This window comes from Enterobacter sp. (genome assembly GCF_977039595.1).
Genome location: NZ_CDRQYH010000062.1, coordinates 1 through 21,066, shown reverse-complemented (window position 1 = coordinate 21,066; position 21,066 = coordinate 1). Strand labels below are relative to the sequence as shown.

16 protein-coding genes, 1 tRNA gene and 1 pseudogene are annotated in these 21,066 nt (G+C 52.6%); 8 read left to right on the top strand and 10 right to left on the bottom strand.

The features are described from left to right. The first annotated feature begins 148 nt into the window (after positions 1–148). The 3 genes from ACWYRJ_RS16480 to ACWYRJ_RS16470 all read left to right on the top strand — a co-directional run bounded on the left by ACWYRJ_RS16480 (position 149) and on the right by ACWYRJ_RS16470 (position 4,533). Complete coding sequence (locus ACWYRJ_RS16480; protein WP_455508284.1) at positions 149–1,768, top strand: hypothetical protein; 1,620 nt, start codon at positions 149–151, stop codon at positions 1,766–1,768. Between the two features lie 94 nt (positions 1,769–1,862). Beyond that, the gene (locus ACWYRJ_RS16475; protein ID WP_149366174.1) at positions 1,863–3,527 is read left to right on the top strand and encodes a ShlB/FhaC/HecB family hemolysin secretion/activation protein; all 1,665 of its coding nucleotides are present in this window, start codon (positions 1,863–1,865) and stop codon (positions 3,525–3,527) included. Positions 3,528–3,924: 397 nt separating this feature from the next. Beyond that, on the top strand, positions 3,925–4,533 hold the full coding sequence (locus ACWYRJ_RS16470) for a helix-turn-helix domain-containing protein (RefSeq protein ID WP_111963350.1): 609 nt from the start codon (positions 3,925–3,927) through the stop codon (positions 4,531–4,533). 30 nt (positions 4,534–4,563) lie between these two features. Here ACWYRJ_RS16470 and ACWYRJ_RS16465 read toward each other — a convergent pair whose 3' ends face one another. After that, positions 4,564–5,433 (bottom strand): helix-turn-helix transcriptional regulator, encoded by an 870-nt coding sequence (locus ACWYRJ_RS16465; RefSeq protein WP_111963351.1) that lies wholly within the window; start codon positions 5,431–5,433, stop codon positions 4,564–4,566. Between the two features lie 107 nt (positions 5,434–5,540). Between ACWYRJ_RS16465 and ACWYRJ_RS16460 the strand changes: the two genes are divergently transcribed. Next, a complete protein-coding gene (locus tag ACWYRJ_RS16460) occupies positions 5,541–6,977 on the top strand; it encodes an MFS transporter (protein ID WP_111963352.1) in 1,437 nt (478 codons plus the stop codon). Positions 6,978–7,042: 65 nt separating this feature from the next. After that, entirely contained in the window at positions 7,043–8,287 is a 1,245-nt protein-coding gene (locus ACWYRJ_RS16455; protein ID WP_127729861.1) for a mechanosensitive ion channel family protein, read from the top strand. 86 nt (positions 8,288–8,373) lie between these two features. Here the strand turns inward: ACWYRJ_RS16455 and pheP are convergent, their stop codons facing one another. The 8 genes from pheP to ACWYRJ_RS16415 form a co-directional block, all read right to left on the bottom strand. Beyond that, positions 8,374–9,762, bottom strand: a complete 1,389-nt coding sequence (gene pheP / locus ACWYRJ_RS16450) for a phenylalanine transporter (protein ID WP_047650497.1) — start codon at positions 9,760–9,762, stop codon at positions 8,374–8,376. 103 nt (positions 9,763–9,865) lie between these two features. Continuing rightward, positions 9,866–12,049, bottom strand: a complete 2,184-nt coding sequence (locus ACWYRJ_RS16445) for a TonB-dependent receptor (protein WP_249575761.1) — start codon at positions 12,047–12,049, stop codon at positions 9,866–9,868. Between the two features lie 184 nt (positions 12,050–12,233). Continuing rightward, positions 12,234–12,509, bottom strand: coding sequence for a DUF1471 family periplasmic protein YahO (gene yahO / locus ACWYRJ_RS16440; protein WP_455508283.1), 276 nt, complete (start codon positions 12,507–12,509; stop codon positions 12,234–12,236). Between the two features lie 149 nt (positions 12,510–12,658). Continuing rightward, the gene (locus tag ACWYRJ_RS16435) at positions 12,659–13,690 is read right to left on the bottom strand and encodes an ABC transporter ATP-binding protein (protein ID WP_111963356.1); all 1,032 of its coding nucleotides are present in this window, start codon (positions 13,688–13,690) and stop codon (positions 12,659–12,661) included. A gap of 1 nt (position 13,691) precedes the next feature. Next, a complete protein-coding gene (locus tag ACWYRJ_RS16430) occupies positions 13,692–15,266 on the bottom strand; it encodes an ABC transporter permease (protein ID WP_188035075.1) in 1,575 nt (524 codons plus the stop codon). Between the two features lie 24 nt (positions 15,267–15,290). Next, on the bottom strand, positions 15,291–16,307 hold the full coding sequence (locus ACWYRJ_RS16425) for an iron ABC transporter substrate-binding protein (RefSeq protein WP_047748646.1): 1,017 nt from the start codon (positions 16,305–16,307) through the stop codon (positions 15,291–15,293). A 355-nt stretch (positions 16,308–16,662) separates the two neighbouring features. Next, entirely contained in the window at positions 16,663–17,493 is an 831-nt protein-coding gene (locus ACWYRJ_RS16420) for a CPBP family intramembrane glutamic endopeptidase (protein WP_111963359.1), read from the bottom strand. Between the two features lie 102 nt (positions 17,494–17,595). Continuing rightward, positions 17,596–17,672: transfer RNA gene (locus ACWYRJ_RS16415), tRNA-Arg, on the bottom strand. A 278-nt stretch (positions 17,673–17,950) separates the two neighbouring features. Here ACWYRJ_RS16415 and ACWYRJ_RS16410 point away from each other — a divergent pair. The 3 genes from ACWYRJ_RS16410 (at position 17,951) to fimZ (ending at position 20,835) form a co-directional block, all read left to right on the top strand. After that, positions 17,951–18,649 carry an EAL domain-containing protein gene (locus ACWYRJ_RS16410; RefSeq protein ID WP_455508282.1) on the top strand — a complete coding sequence of 233 codons (699 nt, stop codon included), beginning with the start codon at positions 17,951–17,953 and terminating at the stop codon, positions 18,647–18,649. 24 nt (positions 18,650–18,673) lie between these two features. Next, on the top strand, positions 18,674–19,402 hold the full coding sequence (locus ACWYRJ_RS16405) for a helix-turn-helix transcriptional regulator (protein WP_455508281.1): 729 nt from the start codon (positions 18,674–18,676) through the stop codon (positions 19,400–19,402). Positions 19,403–20,202: 800 nt separating this feature from the next. Further along, entirely contained in the window at positions 20,203–20,835 is a 633-nt protein-coding gene (fimZ, locus tag ACWYRJ_RS16400) for a fimbria biosynthesis transcriptional regulator FimZ (RefSeq protein WP_008499339.1), read from the top strand. A 51-nt stretch (positions 20,836–20,886) separates the two neighbouring features. Here fimZ and ACWYRJ_RS16395 read toward each other — a convergent pair. Next, positions 20,887–21,066, bottom strand: a pseudogene (locus tag ACWYRJ_RS16395) (hypothetical protein); the annotation flags it as partial.

The following is a 21,066-nucleotide window of genomic DNA, read 5'->3' as shown; positions in this document are numbered from 1 at the left end:
ATGGCCCTGGTACGAGCGCTGAACAAAATGACGAAAGCAGGTATGCCTGAAAGCGTGCGTATTGCCTGAAAACACAACCCGCTACGGGGGAGACTTACCCGAAATCTGATTTATTCAACAAAGCCGCCATGGCCTTATCAAAGCGGACATGGTTAACCTGGCGGGTAAAACTACTCTCAACACAGCTGGCTCAGTACAGGGAAATGCCAGCACCTTTGTGATGGCTGATTCACTGGATAATGCGCAGGGGGAAATACTCAGTAATGGCGAACTGTTGGTTCAACGCGCGTCTTATGCCTATAGTAATTCGGACGCCCGTGGCATAAACAATACTCAGGGCAAGATTGTGGCGAAGGGTGCTCTTAGCCTAGATACCACCAATATCGATAATACATCTGGCCAGCTCGCCAGTAACGCGTCAATGAACGTAACTACCCGCGCGCTAAACAACGAAAATGGACTGATCTCAGCCGGTAATGGCTGGAATACGATCAGCGCCAATGTACTCAATAACAATAACGGCATTATTCAGTCCTTTGGTCACGACAGCCAACTGCAGTTGAGTGGCGACGATCTGCTTTCTAACCATAATGGGACTATCCATAGTGAAGGTTCACTTTCCGTAAATGGCGCACTGGATAATAGCTCGGGTGCCATCACCGCTGACAATGATATTTTCATGTATGCAAGGGCCTATAACTCTGACCTCAACAGCACACTTCAGGCAGGTCGTAATATTGATATGACCGTTACCGGTACGTTCCAGAATGCAGGGACTATCGCTGCTGGCCAAGACCTGGCTTTGAACATTGGTTCGAATGGCTGGAATAATTACGCTGGTCCAGTGACCAATAGCGGTAATATTACTGCAAAAGGTCATCTTGCAATGCAGATGAACAGCAGCGCACTGGAAAATAGCGGTACATTGACTGCCGATCAGATGGATCTTCAGCTGTCCGATCTCAATAACAGTGGTTCCATTTTAAGTAAAAACGACATCAATTTAAACCTTAATAATCTGAATAATCTGCGCAGCGGAGACATTAAGTCGGATCGTAACATTACAATCAATGCCTCAGCTGTGACTACAGAAGCGGGCAGCCAGCTCCAGGCAGGAGGTGACACCACACTTAACCTAATGAATAACCTTCAAAACGATGGTGAAATCCGCTCTGCGAATGATATCAACATGTTCATTTCCGGCGGCTACGGCTACTATCCATCTTCAGTCTATAACACAGGTGTTATCAGCGCTGGCAATAAGCTGAATGCTCAGATGGAACGGATCAATCTTATCAACGGAGGAACGCTGTCGGCAGAAAATGGTATCAATATCACCAGCAACACTTTGACGAATAGCGGTAACATAACCAGTGCCGAGGATGTTCAGTTAAACACTTACAATGGTATAAATAACGAAAAGGGTGGAATCATCACTGGCAAGTATGTCCGAACCACTGGTTTCGTAAATAACACAGGAGTAATTAATCAGACTGGCACTGACAATCCGGACAATAATGTAATCACCCTTGATAGTAACAATACTTCCATCGACAACTCCGGCTTTATTAATGACAATAACAGCTGGAATGGAAATAATATGGATAATAGCACCAGCTATAATTCAATTAAACCAAACGGCACTCCCGAGGGTAATGGTGTTTGGGAAAATGGCATGGTCTTTTATCCTGGTGATACCTACTTCGGCAGAACCATTACTGAAATAGTCTATTTCCCTGGCGGATATGGCATTAACACCGCTATGTAATAATCCATGGCTCTCAAAGCCCCATTTTAGTTATGGGGCTTTTTATTTCTTTAAACCAGGGTTAAACATCCTCAGAATCTCTGAAGCCAATAACATGATTATCTCTTACCCTCGTCTCGCCGTCGTTTTAGCGTCGCTCCTCGTAACGTCGCCCTGTTACGTAAAGGCTGAGTCTGCGACCACTCAGCAACAGGATCAGGCCAGGCATGACCAGCTTGCGCCTCAAAGTAAGTCGCTACTTTCTGCAGAAGGAACGCGCGCAAGTGATACATTGATTCTGACCAAAGAAGCTGTTTGCTATGATATCCAGCACGTCGTTATTGATGGCGCAGAGTCACTTCCACATTGGCTGACTTTTCGCGATCTCATAAAGCAAACAGAAAAACAGTGTGTTGGTATCAGGGGTATTAAAAACCTTCATACTGCGATGCAGAATCGCCTGATTTCTCATGGATTTATTACTACTCGCATATTAGTGCCCACGCAGAATTTACGTAATGGTATTTTGCATTTTACAATTCTGCCTGGCCGCATCAGCGAAATAGACATAAAAGAGTTAAACGGTCATTCTTTAAATGCGTGGAACAACATTCCGGAAGGCCAAAACGATCTTCTCGATTTACGAGGGCTGGAGCAAGGCTTAGAGAATATGCAGCGCATACCCGGCACTCAGGCGAGTATACGTTTGCTACCGGGCAATCGTCCCGGGGATACACATATTGAAGTGACCCGCACACAGCCACAATCATGGCGCCTGGGCTCCTGGTTTGATGATTCAGGCAGTAAACACACCGGACGTTATCAGGGAGGGCTCGCTTTTTATCTTGATAACCCAACTTCATTAAATGACATGTTTTACATTGCTTATGGTGGTGGGTTCAAAAATGAAGATGGACGTCGCAACGATAACAGCTCGGCCTTTTATTCTGTTCCATTGGGATACTGGTCGCTTGACCTTTATGCCAGCCATTATCGTTCCACGCAAACTCTCCGCAACGGTGAATTTCGCTACCAGTACAGCAGCGACGAAAAATTAATGACGGCTGTCCTTAACCGCGTGATCTTCCGCAGCGCCAGTCAGAAAACCACGCTGGCTTTTAAAATGATCAAGCGTGACTCACGCTATGACCTTAATGACGTGGAAGTGGAAGTACAGCATCGGGATACCAGCAGCTGGCAGTTAAGCCTGAATAACATTGCCTATTTTTCAGCGGGTCAACTTACGACCAGTTTCGGATACCAGCATGCGGCTCCGTGGTTTGGCGAACAACCTGATGCAGAAGAGCTGGTGGGCAGCGCTGATCCACTGGCAAGGATCCTTACGCTTAAAGTTGATGGGGTCTTCCCTTTCAAACTGGCCGGAAATGCTTTTAGCTACGAGCCGCATTTTATGCAGCAAACGTCACCAGATCGGCTCACCCAACCGGATAAGTTCACTATTGGCAACCGCTGGACTGTGCGAGGGTTTGATGGAGAAATGTCGATCTATGCGGATAAGGGCTGGTATCTACGCAATGACATTGATCTTAACCTGCCAAAGTGGGGGATGCAGCCCTATATTGGCGTGGATTACGGTGAGGTTAGCGGCTCTGAAAATGATTACTGGAGTGGCGCACACCTTGCCGGGGCAGTGGCTGGCATTCGAGGCGTCAAAGGTCAATTTGGCTATGACTTTTTCATCGGTACCCCGCTTTCAAAGCCGGATGAACTACATACCAGTCCCGTCACGCTGGGTGTTTCGCTCCAGTGGCAATACTGATGCCTGACCGCTCACTCGAGACATATCAGGATCTGTCACTCCCTGAGAGGGTTAAAACGTGTTTTTACCCTCTTCAGGCTACTCGTTTGCGCAGCGATGTTCACCTCTGCTGTAATCTAAACACCACTGGCAGCTTAACCTATTACCGCAACACCTTATGCGGAAAGTGTTTACAGTCAAAATATAAACATCACTTCGCCCATAATTCTGACTTGCTAATAGCCGATCCCGACACGTTATCTTCTCTATGTTTTTGTCCTTTGTTATCCTCAGCGTTTTAAGGAAGGTTTATTTTCATCAGTAATGATCTTAGCAACTCGCAGGAATATGTAATTTGTGTTCTACACATTCAGTTATTTTGATTAAATGTAAGTACTCCCAGGAATAATACAAAATCATGAAACCTGAAAATGAAGAAAAAAGAATAATTGCAGCAATTACAAATCCACACCGTGTCCGACAAGCAGTTTCACGGCAAATAATCACTATGGAGAAATATCCCGAACCGATGACGCTGGTTATCCATGAGGGGATGCTGGCAGCCTATCGCACCAGAGGAAACTTGCTCATGAAATACTTTCAGAGCCCGATGTTAGTGGGTATGAACGCCCTGATGGACATGAATGCGAATTTCTATTTTAAAGCCTGCAGTGAGGTTAAATATGAAATCATTCCACGAAATGAAGTATTGAATATCATCGACCGGGAACGCCTCTGGAAAGAGGCTGCTCTACTCTATATGTTTGGAATCAAGCGACTCATTGAAATCAATAACGTCTCTGTAGGCCTGTCAACTTATGAGATAATACGAGAAAACATCATTGCATTAATAAATGAGAAAGACGATTTACGCCTGACAGTTAATGTCTGCGATTATATCCAGGAAAAAACACGTCTTTCGCGCAGCCGCGTCATGAAAATTCTGAGCGATCTGCGCATCGATGGTCATATAGACATTAAACGCGGCATACTTATAGCAGTGCATAAACTGCCAGAAAAGTACTAGTTAACACCTGGCGCGAAGCCACTCGCGGTGCTAAATCTTTTTTTTCTCCAGCCATGCCATCGCCCGCTCCCCTGCTTCATCCACCGGCAGATACACCAGCAGCCGCGAGCCGTTTCGCGGCGCGGAATACCAGTACATCTGCTGCAGCGTAAAATCCCCCAGCTCGGGATGGGTAAACAGCTTGAGCTGGTTCTCCACGCCGCGCACGTCGTTGCGCTGGTGCCACAGGGTTTTGAACTCTTCGGAGACCGCGAAGAAGCGCGCCAGTTTGGCCTCCCACAGCGGATCGCCCCGGTGTTCGGCCATCGCCGCCCGGAAATAGGAGACAAAGATGGGCAGCACGTCGTCGCGTCTGCCGAGGCGGGCGCGCCACGCCGGATGGGTGAGGAACAGATAAATACAGTTGCGATCTTCGGGAGGGATGTCATTGAAATCGACGCCCATCAGATGCCCGAAGCTGTCGTTCCAGGCCACGATATCGAAGTTCGGTTTCTGAATGCTGGCGGGTTTCGGCATCAGCGTATCCAGCAGGCGGCGCGTGCCTTCGCTGATGCCTTCGCAGCAGACCGCCTGCGGCGCTTCACCCGGCGGTAAACCGGCTAATACAAACAGGTGCCGGGCTTCAGTTGGGGTACATTGCAGCGCTTTTGCCACGGCCGCCATCACCGCGCTGGACGGATTGACGTCCCTGCCCTGCTCAAGCCAGGTGTACCAGGTCACGCCCACGTCCGCGAGCATCGCCACCTCTTCCCGACGAAGACCCGGTGTGCGGCGGCGGCCGCTGCGCGGCAGGCCGAGACGCTGCGGATCGAGGCTTTCACGTCGGGCGCGTAAAAATGCCCCGAGCTGTTTTCGGGTGTCATCCTGAAGTGAGACGACGGGTTCAGACATCAGCGCCATAAATCCCCCTGCATGGTAGTGCCAGTACCAGTATAAGCAAGAACTGGTACCCGTTTATCTGATGGTAGATGCTACGACCATCTGATGAATGACGCAATGGAGTTACCATGAATACGTCAGTTGTTTCACCGGGCCGCGCTGGCCTGATATTGCTGCTAACCGGCCAGATGCTGCCGATGATTGATACCTCAATCACCAACGTGGCGCTGGACGCCATCACCCATTCGCTGCACGCTACCGCCACCGAGCTGGAGCTGATTGTGGCCCTTTACGGCGTGGCCTTCGCCGTCTGCCTGGCGCTCGGCAGCAAGCTGGGGGATAACTTTGGCCGTCGGCGTCTGTTCATGTGGGGTGTAGCGAGCTTTGGCCTGGCCTCGCTGCTGTGCGGGATGGCGGGAAACATTGAACAGCTGCTGGCCGCGCGCATCGTTCAGGGCGCGGGTGCCGCACTCATCATGCCGCAAATTCTTGCCACGCTGCACGTGACGCTGAAAGGTACCGCCCACGCAAAAGCCATCAGCCTGTTCGGCGGCATCGGCGGGATTGCGTTTATCGTCGGGCAGATGGGCGGGGGCTGGCTGGTATCGGCGGATATCGCCGGGCTGGGCTGGCGAAACGCCTTCTTTATCAACGTACCGATCTGTCTGGTGGTGCTGGCGCTAAGCCGCCGCTTCGTACCGGAAACCCGTCGTGAGACGCCGTCACGCATCGACTGGCCGGGTACCGTGTTGCTGGCCATTATGCTTTGCTGCCTGCTGTTTCCGATGGCGCTCGGCCCGCAGTGGCACTGGTCCTGGCCGCTGAAGGCGATGCTGCTCGCCCTTATCCCTCTAGCCTGGCTGATGGCGATGAATGCGCGCATAAAGGAGCGTGAGAATGCCCACCCGCTGATCCCGCCGCGCCTGCTTTCGCTTCGCAGCGTGCGCTTTGGCATTCTGATTGCGATGCTCTTTTTCAGCGTCTGGTCCGGTTTTATGTTCTGTATGGCGCTCACCATGCAAACCGGTCTGGGGATGGCCCCATGGCAGTCCGGGAACAGTTTTATCGCTCTTGGAGTGACTTATTTTATCTCCGCGTGGTTCGCGCCGCGGCTGATTGCCCGCTACAGCACCAGCACTATTCTGCTGACGGGTCTGGCGATCCAGATTGCCGGCCTGCTGGCGCTGATGGCGACGTTCCGGCTGTGGGGCATGAACAATACCGCCCTGACGCTGGCACCCGCCACCGGACTGGTGGGCTACGGGCAGGCGCTGATCGTGAACAGTTTCTACCGCATCGGGATGCGCGATATTCAGCCTGACGACGCCGGGGCAGCGAGCGCCATTCTCAGCACCCTGCAGCAGGCCGCGCTGGGGCTTGGCCCGGCCATTTTTGGCGCCATTTTGCTGCACGCGCTGCAGAACCATCACGGGGATTACACCCAGGCAGTTAACGTCTTCCTGATGGTGGAAACGGCGATGATGGTGGTGCTTGCCCTGGCGACGCTGCGCATCCGCCATCGCCTGTGTCTGCCGGTGGCGAAGATCTGCCAGGCCACCAAATAAGCCTGTGAATTTGCATAATAGATCCGCAGCCGCCATTATGGGGCTGCAAAAATACAGGAGACGTTATGCAGGAATTGATTGCTCAGGTTGAAGAGTTAGGCATTGAAATTAATCACACCACCTCTTTAGTGATTATCTTTGGTATTATTTTTCTTACCGCCATCATCGTTCATTTTATTCTTCACAAAGGCGTGCTTCGCGCTTTCGAAAAACGCGCGCAGGCTAGCAGCCATTTATGGCTGCAGATCATCACCCAGAATAAATTATTTCACCGTCTGGCCTTTACCCTGCAGGGGATAATCGTCAACGTCCAGGCGGTACTTTGGCTGCAAAAAGGCAGCGAAGCGGCGGAAATACTCACCACCTGCGCGAAGCTGTGGGTGATGGTGTATGCCCTGCTCTCCTTCTTCTCGCTGCTGGACGTGATTTTCAATCTGTCGCAGAAAATGGCTACCGCGTCACAGCTGCCGCTGAAGGGGATCTTCCAGGGCATCAAGCTGGTGAGCGCCATCCTGGTGGGAATACTGATTATCTCCCTGCTGATTGGTCAGTCCCCGGCGATTCTGATCAGCGGTCTGGGTGCCATGGCTGCCGTCCTGATGCTGGTGTTTAAAGACCCAATACTCGGACTCGTGGCGGGGATTCAGCTTTCCGCTAACGACATGCTCAAGCTCGGCGACTGGCTGGAGATGCCGAAATACGGTGCCAACGGCACGGTGACGGACATCGGCCTGACTACCGTTAAGGTACGCAATTTCGATAATACGATTACGACCATCCCTACGTGGGCGCTGGTCTCCGACGCCTTTATCAACTGGAGCGGCATGTCGGCCTCCGGCGGTCGACGCATTAAGCGCAGCCTGAACATTGATACCACCAGCATTCATTTTCTCGACGAGCAGGAACAGCAGAAACTTATTCAGGCGAAACTGCTTAAGCCCTATCTGGCCGCACGACATGAGGAAATAAACCTGTGGAATCAGAAGAACGGTGAAGGGGAATCGGTATTAAACCTTCGCAAGATGACCAATATTGGCACCTTCCGCGCCTACCTGAACGAATATCTTCGCAACCACCCGCGCATTCGCAAAGATATGACGCTGATGGTGCGTCAGTTGGCGCCTGACGCGAATGGTTTGCCGATTGAAATATATGCCTTCACCAATACGGTGGTCTGGGCAGAGTATGAGGAGATACAGGCCGACATCTTCGACCATATTTTCGCGGTGGTGGATGAATTTGGTTTGCGTATTCACCAGTCGCCGACGGGGAATGATATTCGCTCCCTGTCGGGGGTCATCGTCAGATAATCAGTTTCGTACACCGGGCGTGAAGGCAGGTGCGGTCTGGTGCCCTCACCCCGGCCCTCTCCCACGGGGAGAGGGTGAAAAGCAGATCACTTTTTTCGGGAGAGCTTAAACGCCACAAACAGGAATATAACCCACACCGGCAGCAGCATCGCCGAGAGGCGCATCTCATCCATGGTGCACATCAGCACCAGAATCAGCCCCAGGAAAGCGATACAGATGTAGTTCCCCGCCGGGTAAAGCAGCGCTTTGAACTGAGTTTCGCGTCCCTTGCGGCGCATCGCGGCGCGAAAGCGCAGGTGCGCCAGGCAGATCATGATCCAGTTCAGCAGCAGCGTGGCGACAACCAGCGCCATCAGCAGGCCGAAGGCCTCTTTCGGCAGGAGGTAGTTAATCAGCACCACCAGCGACGTGATGGCCCCTGACAGCAACAAAGAATTCACCGGCACGCCGCGACGGCTGACGCGCGTTAAAAAGCGCGGAGCATTGCCCTGTACGGAGAGGCCAAACAGCATACGGCTGTTGGAGTAAACGCCGCTGTTATAGACCGACAGCGACGCCACCAGAATGACGAAATTCAGTGCAGAAGCCACCACGTTGCTGTTCAGATCGTGGAAAATCATCACGAACGGGCTGCTGTCGGACTTCACTTCCACCCACGGATAGAGGGCCAGCAAGACCACCAGCGAGCCGATGTAGAACAGCAGAATCCGATACACTACCTGGTTAACCGCTTTGGGAATGCTTTTATGCGGGTCGCGCGCTTCGGCGGCGGTAATGCCAATTAGCTCCAGCCCACCGAAGGAGAACATGATCACCGCCAGGGAGAGAATCAGCCCTTTCCAGCCGGTGGCGAGGAAGCCGCCGTGCTGCCACAGGTTGTCGATCGTGGCGCGCTCGCCGCCGTGGCCAGAGAACAGCAGCCACAGGCCAAAGCCGATCATGCCGATAATCGCCAGCACCTTGATCAGCGCAAACCAGAATTCGGTTTCGCCATACAGGCGGACGTTGACGAGGTTAACGGCGTTAATAATGATGAAGAAGGCCGCCGCCCAGATCCACGTCGGGACATCCGGCAGCCAGTACTGCATATAGATGCCTGCGGCGGTTAACTCCGCCATCCCCACCAGCACGAACATTACCCAGTAGTTCCAGCCGGACAGGAAGCCGGCAAACGGGCCCCAGTATTTATAAGCAAAGTGCGCGAAGGAGCCTGAAACTGGCTCTTCAACGACCATCTCGCCAAGCTGGCGCATGATCAGGAAGGCAATAATCCCGGCGATACCATAACCCAGCAGAACCGCCGGGCCAGCCATCTGAATAGCGGGGCCGATGCCGAGAAACAGCCCGGTACCGATTGCGCCGCCAAGGGCAATTAACTGAATATGTCGATTTTGCAACCCACGTTGCAGCGTCGGATTCTGATCCGACGAGGCTTCGGCGCTACCATGGCCTGAAGCGGATGACGCGTCTTTCACGTCCTACCCCTGTCTCTTTTTTAGAAGGGGCACGTTTTAACACTTCATGCTGGAGGTAGCAAGGGATTGGGGCATCCCTGCCCCGGATAACGAGATGGAACGCTTAGAATTCGTAGCCAACCGAAACCTTAAAGGTGCGCGGTTCGCCCTGCGTAATATAGGTACCGGAATCGTCCACGCTGGACCAGTAGTTTTCATTGGTCACGTTGTCGATTCCCGCGCGCACGGTCATCTGGTTTGCATTGTGGTTCACCTCGAAGCGATAACGCATCCCCAGATCCAGCGTGGTGTAGCTGTCCAGCTTTTTGGTGTTTGCAAGGTCAGCATATTGCGCGCCGGAGTGGTTCACGCGGGCGGTGGCAGTCAGGCCGTTAATCGGCTTGATGTCGTACTCTGCGCCCAGCACGGCGTAAAAGTTCGGAATACCGATCGCATCGTTACCTTGATTCACGCCATTTTTGGTTTTGGTTAGCTCAGCCTGCAGCCAGGTAGCGCTGGCGTTCAGACGCATCCCCAGCATTGGCTCGCCGAAGACGTTCAGCTCCACGCCACGGTTACGCTGTTCAGCGTCAAGGCCGTAGTGACCGCTGTCGTCGAGGATCGCCGACGGCATTTTGATTTCGAACAGCGCAAGCGATCCGCCCACGCGGCCAAAGTCCGCCTTCACGCCCACTTCATTCTGCTTAGAGTGAACGATACCGGTGCTCTGGCCGTAGTTGGTGGCGGTATTAGGCGCGGTTTTGCCCGGCTGCAGCGCTTCGGTATGGTTGGCATAGAGGGAGATCGTCTCCCACGGCTTGTAGACCACGCCATAGGTTGGCATCCAGCGGCTGCCGTCGAAGCCATCCGCCGCGTTTTCCGCACCGGTAATTTTGTTATAGCCGCGAATGACCACCTTCTGATGGCGGGCGCCTGCGGTGAACAGCAGTTTGTCGTCCAGCACGCCCAGCGTATCGCTCAGCAGCCAACCCTGGGTGCGCGTGCGTCCGCTGGTCAGCGGGTCGCTGTACTTTCCGCCGGAGCCGTTGAAGTTAGTGCTGTCCGGCATATCGACGCCGGTATTGTGGTAGATGTTGGTGGTCGGGTTATCCTTCGCAGCCGACATTTTCCACGCGATTTTTTCGTTTTTGGTCATCGCAGAATAGCCGACGTTGACCTTGTGCGAGATAAAACCGGTATCAAAGTTACCGCGAATGCCCGCCATGCCGCTGACGGAATCGCTGATACGGTTGGTATCAAGGCGGCTGACCGTTGCCTTGCCGCTTTTATCCACCAGCTTCGGCGCGCTGTAGATCCCTTCCTCGTGCGCGTGCTGCGCGCCCAGGCCGGTGTAGGCGGTCCAGCCGTCGGTGATGTCGTACTCGCTGCGCCACATCCCAAACTCGTTTTCGATGTCGCTGTAGGCCCACTTCTGAGAGAAGTTGCGATCGTTTTTCGGCGGCTCGGGTACGAAATCCACCGCGGAGATATTGACGCTGGTCGGGCTGCCGTGGAAGGTTTTCTTCTGATAGCCGAGATCCAGCGAGGTGCGGAAGCGGTCACCGCTGTAATCCAGGCCGGTAGAGAGCAGCGTGGTGCGGCGGCGGTCATTCGGTATGCCGGTTTCCCCTTCTCGGTGGACCAGGTTCACCCGCGCGCCAAACTGGTCGCTGTCACCGTAGCGACGGCCCGCATCCAGCGTGGTGCCAATCTGGGAATCAGAGGTATAGTCGATGCCCACTTTCGCCTGCGGGAGTTCGCCCGCGTGTTTAGGCTCAAGGTTGATCATCCCGCCCACGCCAGAGCTCGCCGCGCCGTTCATCAGCGAGTTGGCCCCTTTGAAGATCTCGATGCGATCGACCATCTGGGTATCTACTACCTGCCGCGGTAGCACGCCGGACAGACCGCCAAAGGTCATGTCGTCACCGTCAAACTTCAGGCCGCGGATGCGGTAGGTTTCCGCGCTGTTGCCATACCCCTGAACGAACTGCACGCCCGCGTCGTTAGCGACCACGTCAGCAATGGTTTTCGCCTGCTGATCTTCCACCAGCTTTGAGGTGTAGCTGATGATGTTGAACGGCACGTCCATGGCGTTCTGCTGGCCCAGCATTCCCATGCGTCCGCCGTTCGCCACCTGTCCGTCAAGGAAGGCCGGTACCAGCTGGTCGCCACCGGGTTTGAACTCGCTGGCAGGCTTAGCCTGCACGATGAGGGTATCTTCTTTTTGATCGTCAGCCGCAAAGGCGGAATGTGTTATTGCGCCAACTGCGAGCGCCAGCAGCGTTTTGTGTATGTTGGTGTTGTTCATCGTTAACTCATTTGAAAGTGCGCGCAAAAATGACCCGTTGTCGGGCCTTAGAATGTGTTTGCTGAAATGCAAATGAGAACTATACGCATTATAAATGCATTAGCAAGTGTAACCGCGTTCATGAGGAGGTATGGCGAGAAAAGAGGGTGAACAACCACCCCGTTTCGGGGTGGCTGCAATGACGTTATCTTTTCTTGTAGATATTGGCCGTACCGTGAATTTTATTGTTGGTGTTCCCTGAAGTGAGCACCAGGACATCCGCGCCTTTCTTATCGGCTTTCTCAATCAGTTCTTTTTTTGCATCATCCACCGATACTTCATTCGAGGTGTTTACCGTACCGATTTTTTTATATTGAGATGCAACTTTTTTGAACTCGCTTTTAGTGAGTAGCTGTGCAGCAAAAGCATTGGTTGTAAACAGTAACGCCGTTCCCAACAAAATAGCAGTCGTCTTTTTCATAACCTTTTTCCTTGAGATTAATCAGCAACTACGAAAAACCTCACGCATTGTGGTGAGGTTTTATGAGCATGGTAGAGAATCTCAGAGAATGCCATACGTTCGGGAAAAATCTTTTATAACAACCCGTTGCATGAAATTACTAACGAATATTAAGAATATTCGAATACACGCGCGGTGCCAGCAATATCAATGCGTACCGCCGTGCCAGGGTTCCATCCTGGCTGGCTGACGGTCTTCAGGGTCACGGGCTCGTGCTGCCCGGCGAGCCCAAGGGTGAGCGTCGACAGCTGGCCGGTGAAGTCCACATCAAGAATCGAAATTGGGCTTTCATGGGAGGCACATGCCGTCACGCTCAGCTGTTCCGGGCGCAGCATTACTCTGCCCTGCCCTGTAGCCTGCGCGTTGTCCGTGGGCACCTCACCCAGGGCGCACAGGGCGTAGCCCGCGGTGAGCTGCGCAGGCAGGATCAGCGCATCGCCAAGAAACAGCGCCGTCTCTTCGTCAACCGGACGAGTGTACACCTCATAAGGCGTCCCGACCTGCGTGAAGCGTCCTGAACGCATGACGGCAACCTGCGTGGCAAAGGATAACGCTTCGTTCTGATCGTGGGTGACCAGAATCGAGGCCACGCCCGCTTCAGCCAGCAGATCGGCCGTGGCTTTACGGGTCATGGCGCGCAGGCCGGTGTCCAGCGCCGAGAAAGGTTCATCCAGCAGCATCAGTGAAGGACGCTGGGCAAGCGCACGGGCAAGCGCCACGCGCTGCTGCTGTCCGCCGGAAATCTCATGGGGCCAGTGCGTTGCGAGCTGCCTGTCCAGAGAGACCATCTCCATCAGCGCCTCAACGCGCTGGCGCTTCTCGTGGCGGGTACCGTCCAGCCCCCAGGCAATGTTGTCTGCCACATTAAGGTGGGGGAACAGCGCGCCCTCCTGAGGAACAAAACCGATCCGGCGCAGGTGGGCGGGAACAAAGTTGTTTTCATCAAACAGCGTTCTCCCCTGCATGACAATGCGCCCCGTGTCGGGCGTTTCAAAGCCGGCAAGAATACGCAGCAGCGTGGTTTTACCCGACCCGGACGGCCCGACAATCGCCGTCCTGCTCCCCGGCGCAACGCTCAGGTTTAAGCTGTCGAGCACCTGCACATCAGAAAACGATTTAGAAATGGCGGTTAATTCAAGCATGTCATAGCCCTGCAATTTTCTTCGACTGCATATAGAGAATGGCGGTCAGCGGGAGTGAAATCAGGATCATCAGCATCGCGTAAGGCGCTGCAGCCACATAATCAATTTCACTGGTTAGCGCCCAGAATCCGGTTGAGAGCGTGCGCGTGCCCAGAGGAGAGAGCAACAGCGTGGCGGTCAACTCGTTGCTGACGCCGAGGAAAACCAGCGCGGCACCCGCCGCCGCACCCGGCGCGGCAAGCCGCATCGTGACGCTCCAGAGCGCCTTCGCGGGCGTGCTGCCCAGGCTGCGCGCCACGTTTTCCAGCTCGACCGGCGCCTGAGCAATCCCCGCCCGCAGGTTGATGAGCGCACGGGGCATAAACATCAGCAGGTAGGCCAGGAACAGGGTAATTTCCGTCTGGTAAATGGGACGGGCGTAATGAATAGTGACGGTGACCAGCGCCAGCGCCGTGACAATGCCCGGCAGCGAACTGGTGATATAGATGCACCCTTCCAGCATCCGGAAGATGCGGTGTGGATAGCGGATACCGAGCCACGCGATGGGGATCACGCACACGGTCGTGAGAAGTGCGCCGCCCACGCCGAGCATCAGCGTCTGGCGCAGGGAGTGCCAGAGATCGGCACTCATCCAGTTTTGCACGCCGCCGAGCCAAACCCAGCGACACAGAACAATTAACGGCACGCCCAGCGCCAGCACGATCAGCACGATGAAAAACAGCTGACCCAGCGCGGCCGCCGCAGGCTTCAGCGGCCAGCGTTTCTGCTCGCGCGCGGCCCCGGCGCCAATTCGCGCGTAGCGGGCTTTTCCACGCGTCACGCCTTCCAGCATTAATATAGCCAGGCAGCACAAGGCCAGCACGCCCGCCAGCATGTTTGCCGCCGGACCGCTGAAGGTAGACTGAAACTGGTCGTAGATTGCCGTGGTGAAGGTATCAAAGCGGATCATCACGTACAGGCCATATTCCGCCAGCAGGTGCAGCGCCACCAGCAGCGCGCCGCCGCAGATAGCCAGCTTGAGCTGGGGCAGCACCACGCGGAAAAAGACCTTCCACGGCGGCGTGCCGAGCGACGCGGCGACATCTTCAAGCGTCGGGTCAAGGCGACGCAGCACCGCCGCAACCGGCATAAAGATAAACGGATAGTAGGCAAGTACGGAAAGGAACACGCCCGCAGAGAGCCCGTGCATGGAGGGAACAGCGCTCACCCAGGCATAGCTTTGCACAAACGCCGGAATGGCCAGCGGAGCGACCGCCAGCGCGGACCAGATGCCCCGTCCGGCAAGCTGCGTGCGCTCTGTGAGCCAGGCTATCACCACGCCCGTCACGATACACAGCGGAACCGCCAGGGCCGTCAGCCACAGCGTGTTGCTGAGCAGCTCAGCCACACGCGGGCGAAACACCAGCGCCTTAATGGTTTCCCAGCCGGTCTCAAAGCCAATGGCAATGATAAAACCCAAAGGCAGGAGCGCCATTAATGAAAACAACACAGCTAACGCAACCATCGGCAGTGCAGGACGCCTGCGGACAGGCTCCTGCACTCTGTTTTTTCCGATGTCGAGACTCAGACCAGACATAAGACGTTCACTTCACTCTCAGGATCACAGCAGACCGGCTTGCGTCATCAGCTCGATAACTTTTTTACTGTTGAGCGTTGAAGGTTCAACTTTCGGTGCATCAAGATCTTTCAGCGGAACCAGTTTCGGGTTGGAGGCCGCGTTCACGCCCACGGCGTATTCAAAGGCGTTGTTGGTACGCAGACTTTCCTGACCTTCTTTGCCGGTAATGTACTTGATGAAGGCCTGCGCCTGCGCTTTGTGTTTGCTGGACGCCAGCACGCCACCGCCGGAAAGGCTCACAAACGCACCCGGATCCTGGTGTTTGAAGTAGTAGAGCTGAGTGTTTTTGCTGTTTTCACCGGTTTTAGACTGGTCGACAAAGCGGTAGTAGTGATAAATCACGCCACCATCAATCTGGCCGGCATTGACTGCCTTCATCACGGTGCTGTTGCCTTTATAAGCAACGAAATTGGCTTTCATCGCTTTAAGCCATTCCAGGGTGGCCTTCTCGCCTTTCAGCGCCAGCATTGCGCTCACGATGGCCTGGAAATCCGCACCTGACGGTGATGCCGCCCAGCGGCCTTTCCACTCGGGTTTCGCCAGATCCATCAGCGACTTAGGCAGCTGCTGTTCGCTGAGTTTTGCCGGGTTATAGACGAATACCGTGCTGCGGGCGGCAATGCCGATCCAGCGACCGTGCGCCGGACGATACTCTGCCGGTACCTGCTTCAGGGTGTCTGCATCCAGCGGCGCAAACAGGTTTGCATTATCCACCAGCACCATGGACGGCGAGTTCTCCGTCAGGAATACGTCTGCCGGCGACGCGCTGCCCTCCTGCACCAGCTGGTTACCCAGCTCGCTGTCATCACCATTACGTAGCGTGACTTTAATACCGGTTTCTTTAGTAAAACCGTCAACCCACGACTTCACCAGGTTTTCGTGCTGCGCGTTATAAACAACGATACCTTCGTTGTTATCGGCGGCAACCGATTGTGTGGAAAGGAAAAGGGAGGAAGACAACAAGGCAAGCGAGAAGCAGGACAGCAGGCGAGAATTCATGAACATATCCTTAATAGACCAACGGGAGTAACCACTCATAGCTTTGTGGGACAGGATTAAAGCATACAACAACGCTAATGATAATTAGTATCAATCGAGTTTAGTCGTAAAAGTGTAAAATTTCTTTTTAGCAGATTTTAGAATGATAAAAATCCAAATTTTAATGAGAGATAATTATTAGATTAAGAAAACCTTAAGCCTGCCTGCAATGAAATTAATTAGCCTTCTATTTATTATGATGCAAAGATAAATCTGTTATTCATGCGCCCGGCAGATATAAAAGCCCCGATATTGCGGGGCTTTGTATGCTTATCCGGAGGTAGCTAAATTTATAAGGCTACTAATTTAAAAAGCATCACATAACCGCATGAGGGGCATATACAGGATAGGTGAAGAACAATAAATGCACGCCGTTCAGCCCAAAATGGAATAACGTAGCAACCCAGAGCCTGCCGCTCCACATCCACGCCAGGCCGTAAATAATGCCGGAGAGGCTGGCAAAAATAATCAGCAGTAAACCGCCGCTATAATGCATCAGCCCAAAGATGACTGAGGCAATCAACAGCGCGACAACAGGATGAACGATCCGGGACAAGCGCTGCTGCAGGTAGCCTCTGAACAGGGCTTCCTCGGCCAAAGAGACGAAGAAAATATTCGCAAGGGCAAATTGAGCGAACCATTCTGGCGCATGCGGCTCAATTCTAAGCCCGCCCAACGCAACAGCCAGAAGTAACAGCGCGGGTACCGCAAGAACCAATATCGCCCAGCCGACCTTGCCAGCTTTATAGAGGGGTTTTGCTACGAATAACGTTGGCATACACGTAATTAAAAAGAACGGAACCACCGCCTTGTCCATATTAAAGTACATACTGAACGGTATGCTTTGCGGACCAACGACGACAGCATCCAGCACCTTTGGGTTATGAAAACCCGGGATCACATGCAAAACCAGGGCAACGGCAATGACCACGCACGGGCCTTCGACCAGATATGTGTATTTATTATTTTTATTACGTAGCCATTCAACAACAGACCAGCCAACAACGATTGATGCAATAACCAGCAGCGCCGGGGCGTCAAGAATACTCTGTTTCCAGCCGAGAAATGCCGTTAATCCCAGCAGCAGGTAAGCCAGGCTTTTATTAAGAGAGAGTGCGGCAAGCGAAGTTGCGAGTAGATACCACATAAATGTCCTTCATGACCGGTAAATTTTAGGGGTGATGTCCCAAATATGTCCCACAATGGAAATCAGGAGGATGTGAAGGAGGCGTAACTCTATGAAATTAAATGGCACGCCCTGTAGGATTCGAACCTACGACCTACGGCTTAGAAGGCCGTTGCTCTATCCAACTGAGCTAAGGGCGCACTGAGAAGTGTGTACTTCGCGGTGGTGAAACGCGAAGAATTATACGGTCAATGGCAGGTGAGTCAATGCCTTTTCCGTTTTCAGAGTCAATTACCGCTAGCCGATTGTAAATACGGCTATTTTCTCAACATTTTGTCCTGTTTCACCGTAAAATTTAGCGCTGCGAAAAGGCTTAGTTGCATTTAAGTAACGCCTGCTGTTTTCCCGAACGTCAGCTCGTCACACTAGAGTCAGGTATCCCGGCCGCCTGGAGGCTGACAGACAACAGGACAATGGAGTGACAGCGCAAAACCTGATCGATACGCCCCCCCGGTTAGAATACATCTCTCAGGAGATCGTCGGCATCAAGCTTGAGCCCATCGTCGCCCTTACCTCCTTGCGCCAGGTTGGCGTCGAGGTCCTTAGCGTTCTGGCCGACATGCGGCACAGTGAGGACTTTTTTTGCGATCGGCCCGCAGACTGGTCGATAACGCTGCTTGAAGCGCAGCTTGCCACGTTAAAAAATACGCCGCACGGTCATAACCTTTTTATTAATCTGCCGATAACCGTTCTGACAGAGCCCACGTCTTTTCAGCGACTTATAAGATTATCCTGCGTGCCGCTCAATATTGAGTTTGTCGACCCCGCGTCCATTTTGGCGCTTTCCGTCGCACAGAAGCAGTTCGTGGTTCAGAATCTCCATCAGTTGAGCAGACGAGGGCACGCAATCTGGCTGGACGACATCGATGACGTCTTAGTGCAGTCGTTTTTATCCTTTCGACTCCCGTTAAGCGGCATCAAAATAGATAAGGAAGCATTCTGGCGTTTACGCGACACCCCTGAGTTGAGGCAACTGGTTTCCCTTTGCTTTCAGCTTGCCGGGAAAGTGCTTATTGAAGGTATTGAGACTGAACGCGATCGTACCTGTGCACTGCAGGCAGGCGCAGATCTCGGCCAGGGGTATTACTGGCCGTCCTGGACATGGCCGGAGGATTAGAAAGCCATTTCCAGGAGGGAGACCATGCGAATGACAGTGCGCCGTTACCGGCGGCGGCGTACAGGAAGTGATGCACTGGGATTTACGCGCTCACCTTTTGCTCCCCACTTTTTCGACCGGCTCGAATTCTTGAGCCAGTCCATCAGCCAGCCCCGCAAAACAGACGCCCCTTTTATCCTTCTGGTGACTGAGGATCACTACCTGCGCACCGGTTTTCTCAACGGGCAATTTCCCCTGAGCAGCTGCTGCGACTACGCCACGCTGGACGATGCCCTCATCGCTCAGACGCAGTGGCCCTCAGCCCGTCTGGTCGTGGATATTGAAAGCCGGTCCACGGGGCTTCTGGAGAAACTGGATCAGTTGAGACGGCATAGTCTGTTTCCTCCGTTCCTGACGCCCTGGCTGTTGGTCAGGGCCGATAATTACGACACCCGCCTCTTCTGCAAAGCGGCAGGTCCCTTTCATGTTCTCGAACGCCAGCTGAATGCCGCTGCGCTCCAGCAGAGCCTGCTGGATACCCTCCCTCCGCAGGGTACGGAGAAAGACTGGTTTTCACGCAACGAATGGCCCATCCTGCAGGAGCTTTCCCGGGGCAAGACATTACGTCAGATTGCCCTTATGCAGAATCGTCCCTATAGCCGTATTATCTATCGTCTCAGCTGCATCCTGGTGAAGCTCGGGCTGAGCCATCGTCAGGAATTGCTGCATCTTCTTAATAACCTCTCAGACTGCACATTTTCACTCACGTCCTAACCCCTTATTTCCTAGAGCTGTTTAGGAATTTACTTACCACTTGCGTTGCATAAATGTTAATTTTTAACAATTAAATCGAATTTATAACTATTCCTAATTTAAGGACGCGAACATTGTGAAATGCCACAGAATGAACAAACGGCAGCACTTTACTCCATCCGTTAAGTGAATGCAGATAGCGTTAACAAGATGATAATGATGTAAAAACAAGCAGCTTAGCGGCAAAGTCAGGGAGGAAAAAGCAAAGCGGATAGCATGTTCTCCTGTGCAGGAGATGCGAACCTTCTAATCAACCAGCGCGCTTTCAGATGAAGGACTGGCGGCCTGCGAGGGCAATTGTTGAGCTCATCAGCGTGGGTTAGTCCCCCTAAATGATGGGTATTTTCGTTAACAATTAATCAACATAAAGAGATATCTGTTATTTTTTGTTATTACATAAAGATGAAAATATGCGGTAAATGAGATAACAGGATATTTCCGCTAAATTTAAAAAAATAGCGATTCAGATCCAGAAGATAATACAAACCCATAAGCGGATATTAATTTACAGGGTTTTCGGAAAAAACTTACCCTGTATAATAAGATGCGTATCAAATCTGAATAAGAAAAACCTTTTTGCCAACACCAGCCTAATGAGATGACCGCGCTGAGGCATAGTTCTTTTCATTACGTAAACAAGGATGCTTTCGCTCTTTCCAGGGAAATACTACGGTATAGGGATCTGCACATTATATCCTTCCGGCATTTCGAGAGTTTTACCAAACTCTGCACAACGCTTTTAACAATCTGAGGCATTAAAAATGAAACCGGCATCCGTTATCATTATGGACGAACATCCTATCGTCAGAATGTCGATAGAAGTCCTGCTACAGAAAAATAAGAATATCACAGTCAAGCTCAAGTCTGGCGATAGCCATGAAGTCCTTGACTGTATCCGCAATCACCCTATCGATCTGGTGATCCTTGACATTGAACTCACGGGCACGGATGCTTTCGCTTTGCTTAAGAGAATCAGAAACTTAAACAAAGACATTAAGGTTCTGTTTCTCTCGTCTAAATCAGAGTTATTTTACGCGGGTCGCGCCATTCGCGCCGGGGCAAATGGCTTCGTCAGTAAGCGTAAAGATTTGGGTGAGATCTACAACGCCGTAGAAATGATCCTGATGGGCTATTCCTTTTTCCCGTCAGAAACGCTGAACTTTATAAACCATTTGGGTTCAGGGAAAGGGATGGCAGTAGATATGCCATTATCGAACCGCGAGGTCACGGTATTACGGTATCTGGCGAATGGATTATCCAATAAGGAAATTGCTGAACAGCTACTATTAAGCAACAAAACCATTAGCGCGCATAAATCCAATATTTATTCCAAGCTGGGTGTGCAAAGCATCGTGGAATTAATTGATTACGCCAAAGCGCACGAACTGCTTTAACCTGAATTCACTCCCTGCAGCTTATCTGAGCTGCAGGGAGTGCGGTCAGTGCTAATTATAGTTAATCATAAAGGTGGCATCCGCATCGGCTCGTCCGGGCTGAGGGGGCTTTGTTGAATAAATCGAACTTTTGCTGAGTTGAAGGATCAGATCACGTATCTTCCCGACAACGCAGACCGTTCCGTGGCAAAGCAAAAGTTCAAAATCACCAACTGGCCCACCTACAATAAA

Coding starts and splice junctions, on each gene's coding strand:
- ACWYRJ_RS16480 (WP_455508284.1), top strand. CDS start 149: ATGGTTAACCTGGCGGGTAAAACTACTCTCAACACAGCTGGCTCAGTA.
- ACWYRJ_RS16475 (WP_149366174.1), top strand. CDS start 1,863: ATGATTATCTCTTACCCTCGTCTCGCCGTCGTTTTAGCGTCGCTCCTC.
- ACWYRJ_RS16470 (WP_111963350.1), top strand. CDS start 3,925: ATGAAACCTGAAAATGAAGAAAAAAGAATAATTGCAGCAATTACAAAT.
- ACWYRJ_RS16465 (WP_111963351.1), bottom strand. CDS start 5,433: ATGGCGCTGATGTCTGAACCCGTCGTCTCACTTCAGGATGACACCCGA.
- ACWYRJ_RS16460 (WP_111963352.1), top strand. CDS start 5,541: ATGAATACGTCAGTTGTTTCACCGGGCCGCGCTGGCCTGATATTGCTG.
- ACWYRJ_RS16455 (WP_127729861.1), top strand. CDS start 7,043: ATGCAGGAATTGATTGCTCAGGTTGAAGAGTTAGGCATTGAAATTAAT.
- ACWYRJ_RS16445 (WP_249575761.1), bottom strand. CDS start 12,049: ATGAACAACACCAACATACACAAAACGCTGCTGGCGCTCGCAGTTGGC.
- yahO (WP_455508283.1), bottom strand. CDS start 12,509: ATGAAAAAGACGACTGCTATTTTGTTGGGAACGGCGTTACTGTTTACA.
- ACWYRJ_RS16435 (WP_111963356.1), bottom strand. CDS start 13,690: ATGCTTGAATTAACCGCCATTTCTAAATCGTTTTCTGATGTGCAGGTG.
- ACWYRJ_RS16430 (WP_188035075.1), bottom strand. CDS start 15,266: ATGTCTGGTCTGAGTCTCGACATCGGAAAAAACAGAGTGCAGGAGCCT.
- ACWYRJ_RS16425 (WP_047748646.1), bottom strand. CDS start 16,307: ATGAATTCTCGCCTGCTGTCCTGCTTCTCGCTTGCCTTGTTGTCTTCC.
- ACWYRJ_RS16420 (WP_111963359.1), bottom strand. CDS start 17,493: ATGTGGTATCTACTCGCAACTTCGCTTGCCGCACTCTCTCTTAATAAA.
- ACWYRJ_RS16405 (WP_455508281.1), top strand. CDS start 18,674: ATGCGAATGACAGTGCGCCGTTACCGGCGGCGGCGTACAGGAAGTGAT.
- fimZ (WP_008499339.1), top strand. CDS start 20,203: ATGAAACCGGCATCCGTTATCATTATGGACGAACATCCTATCGTCAGA.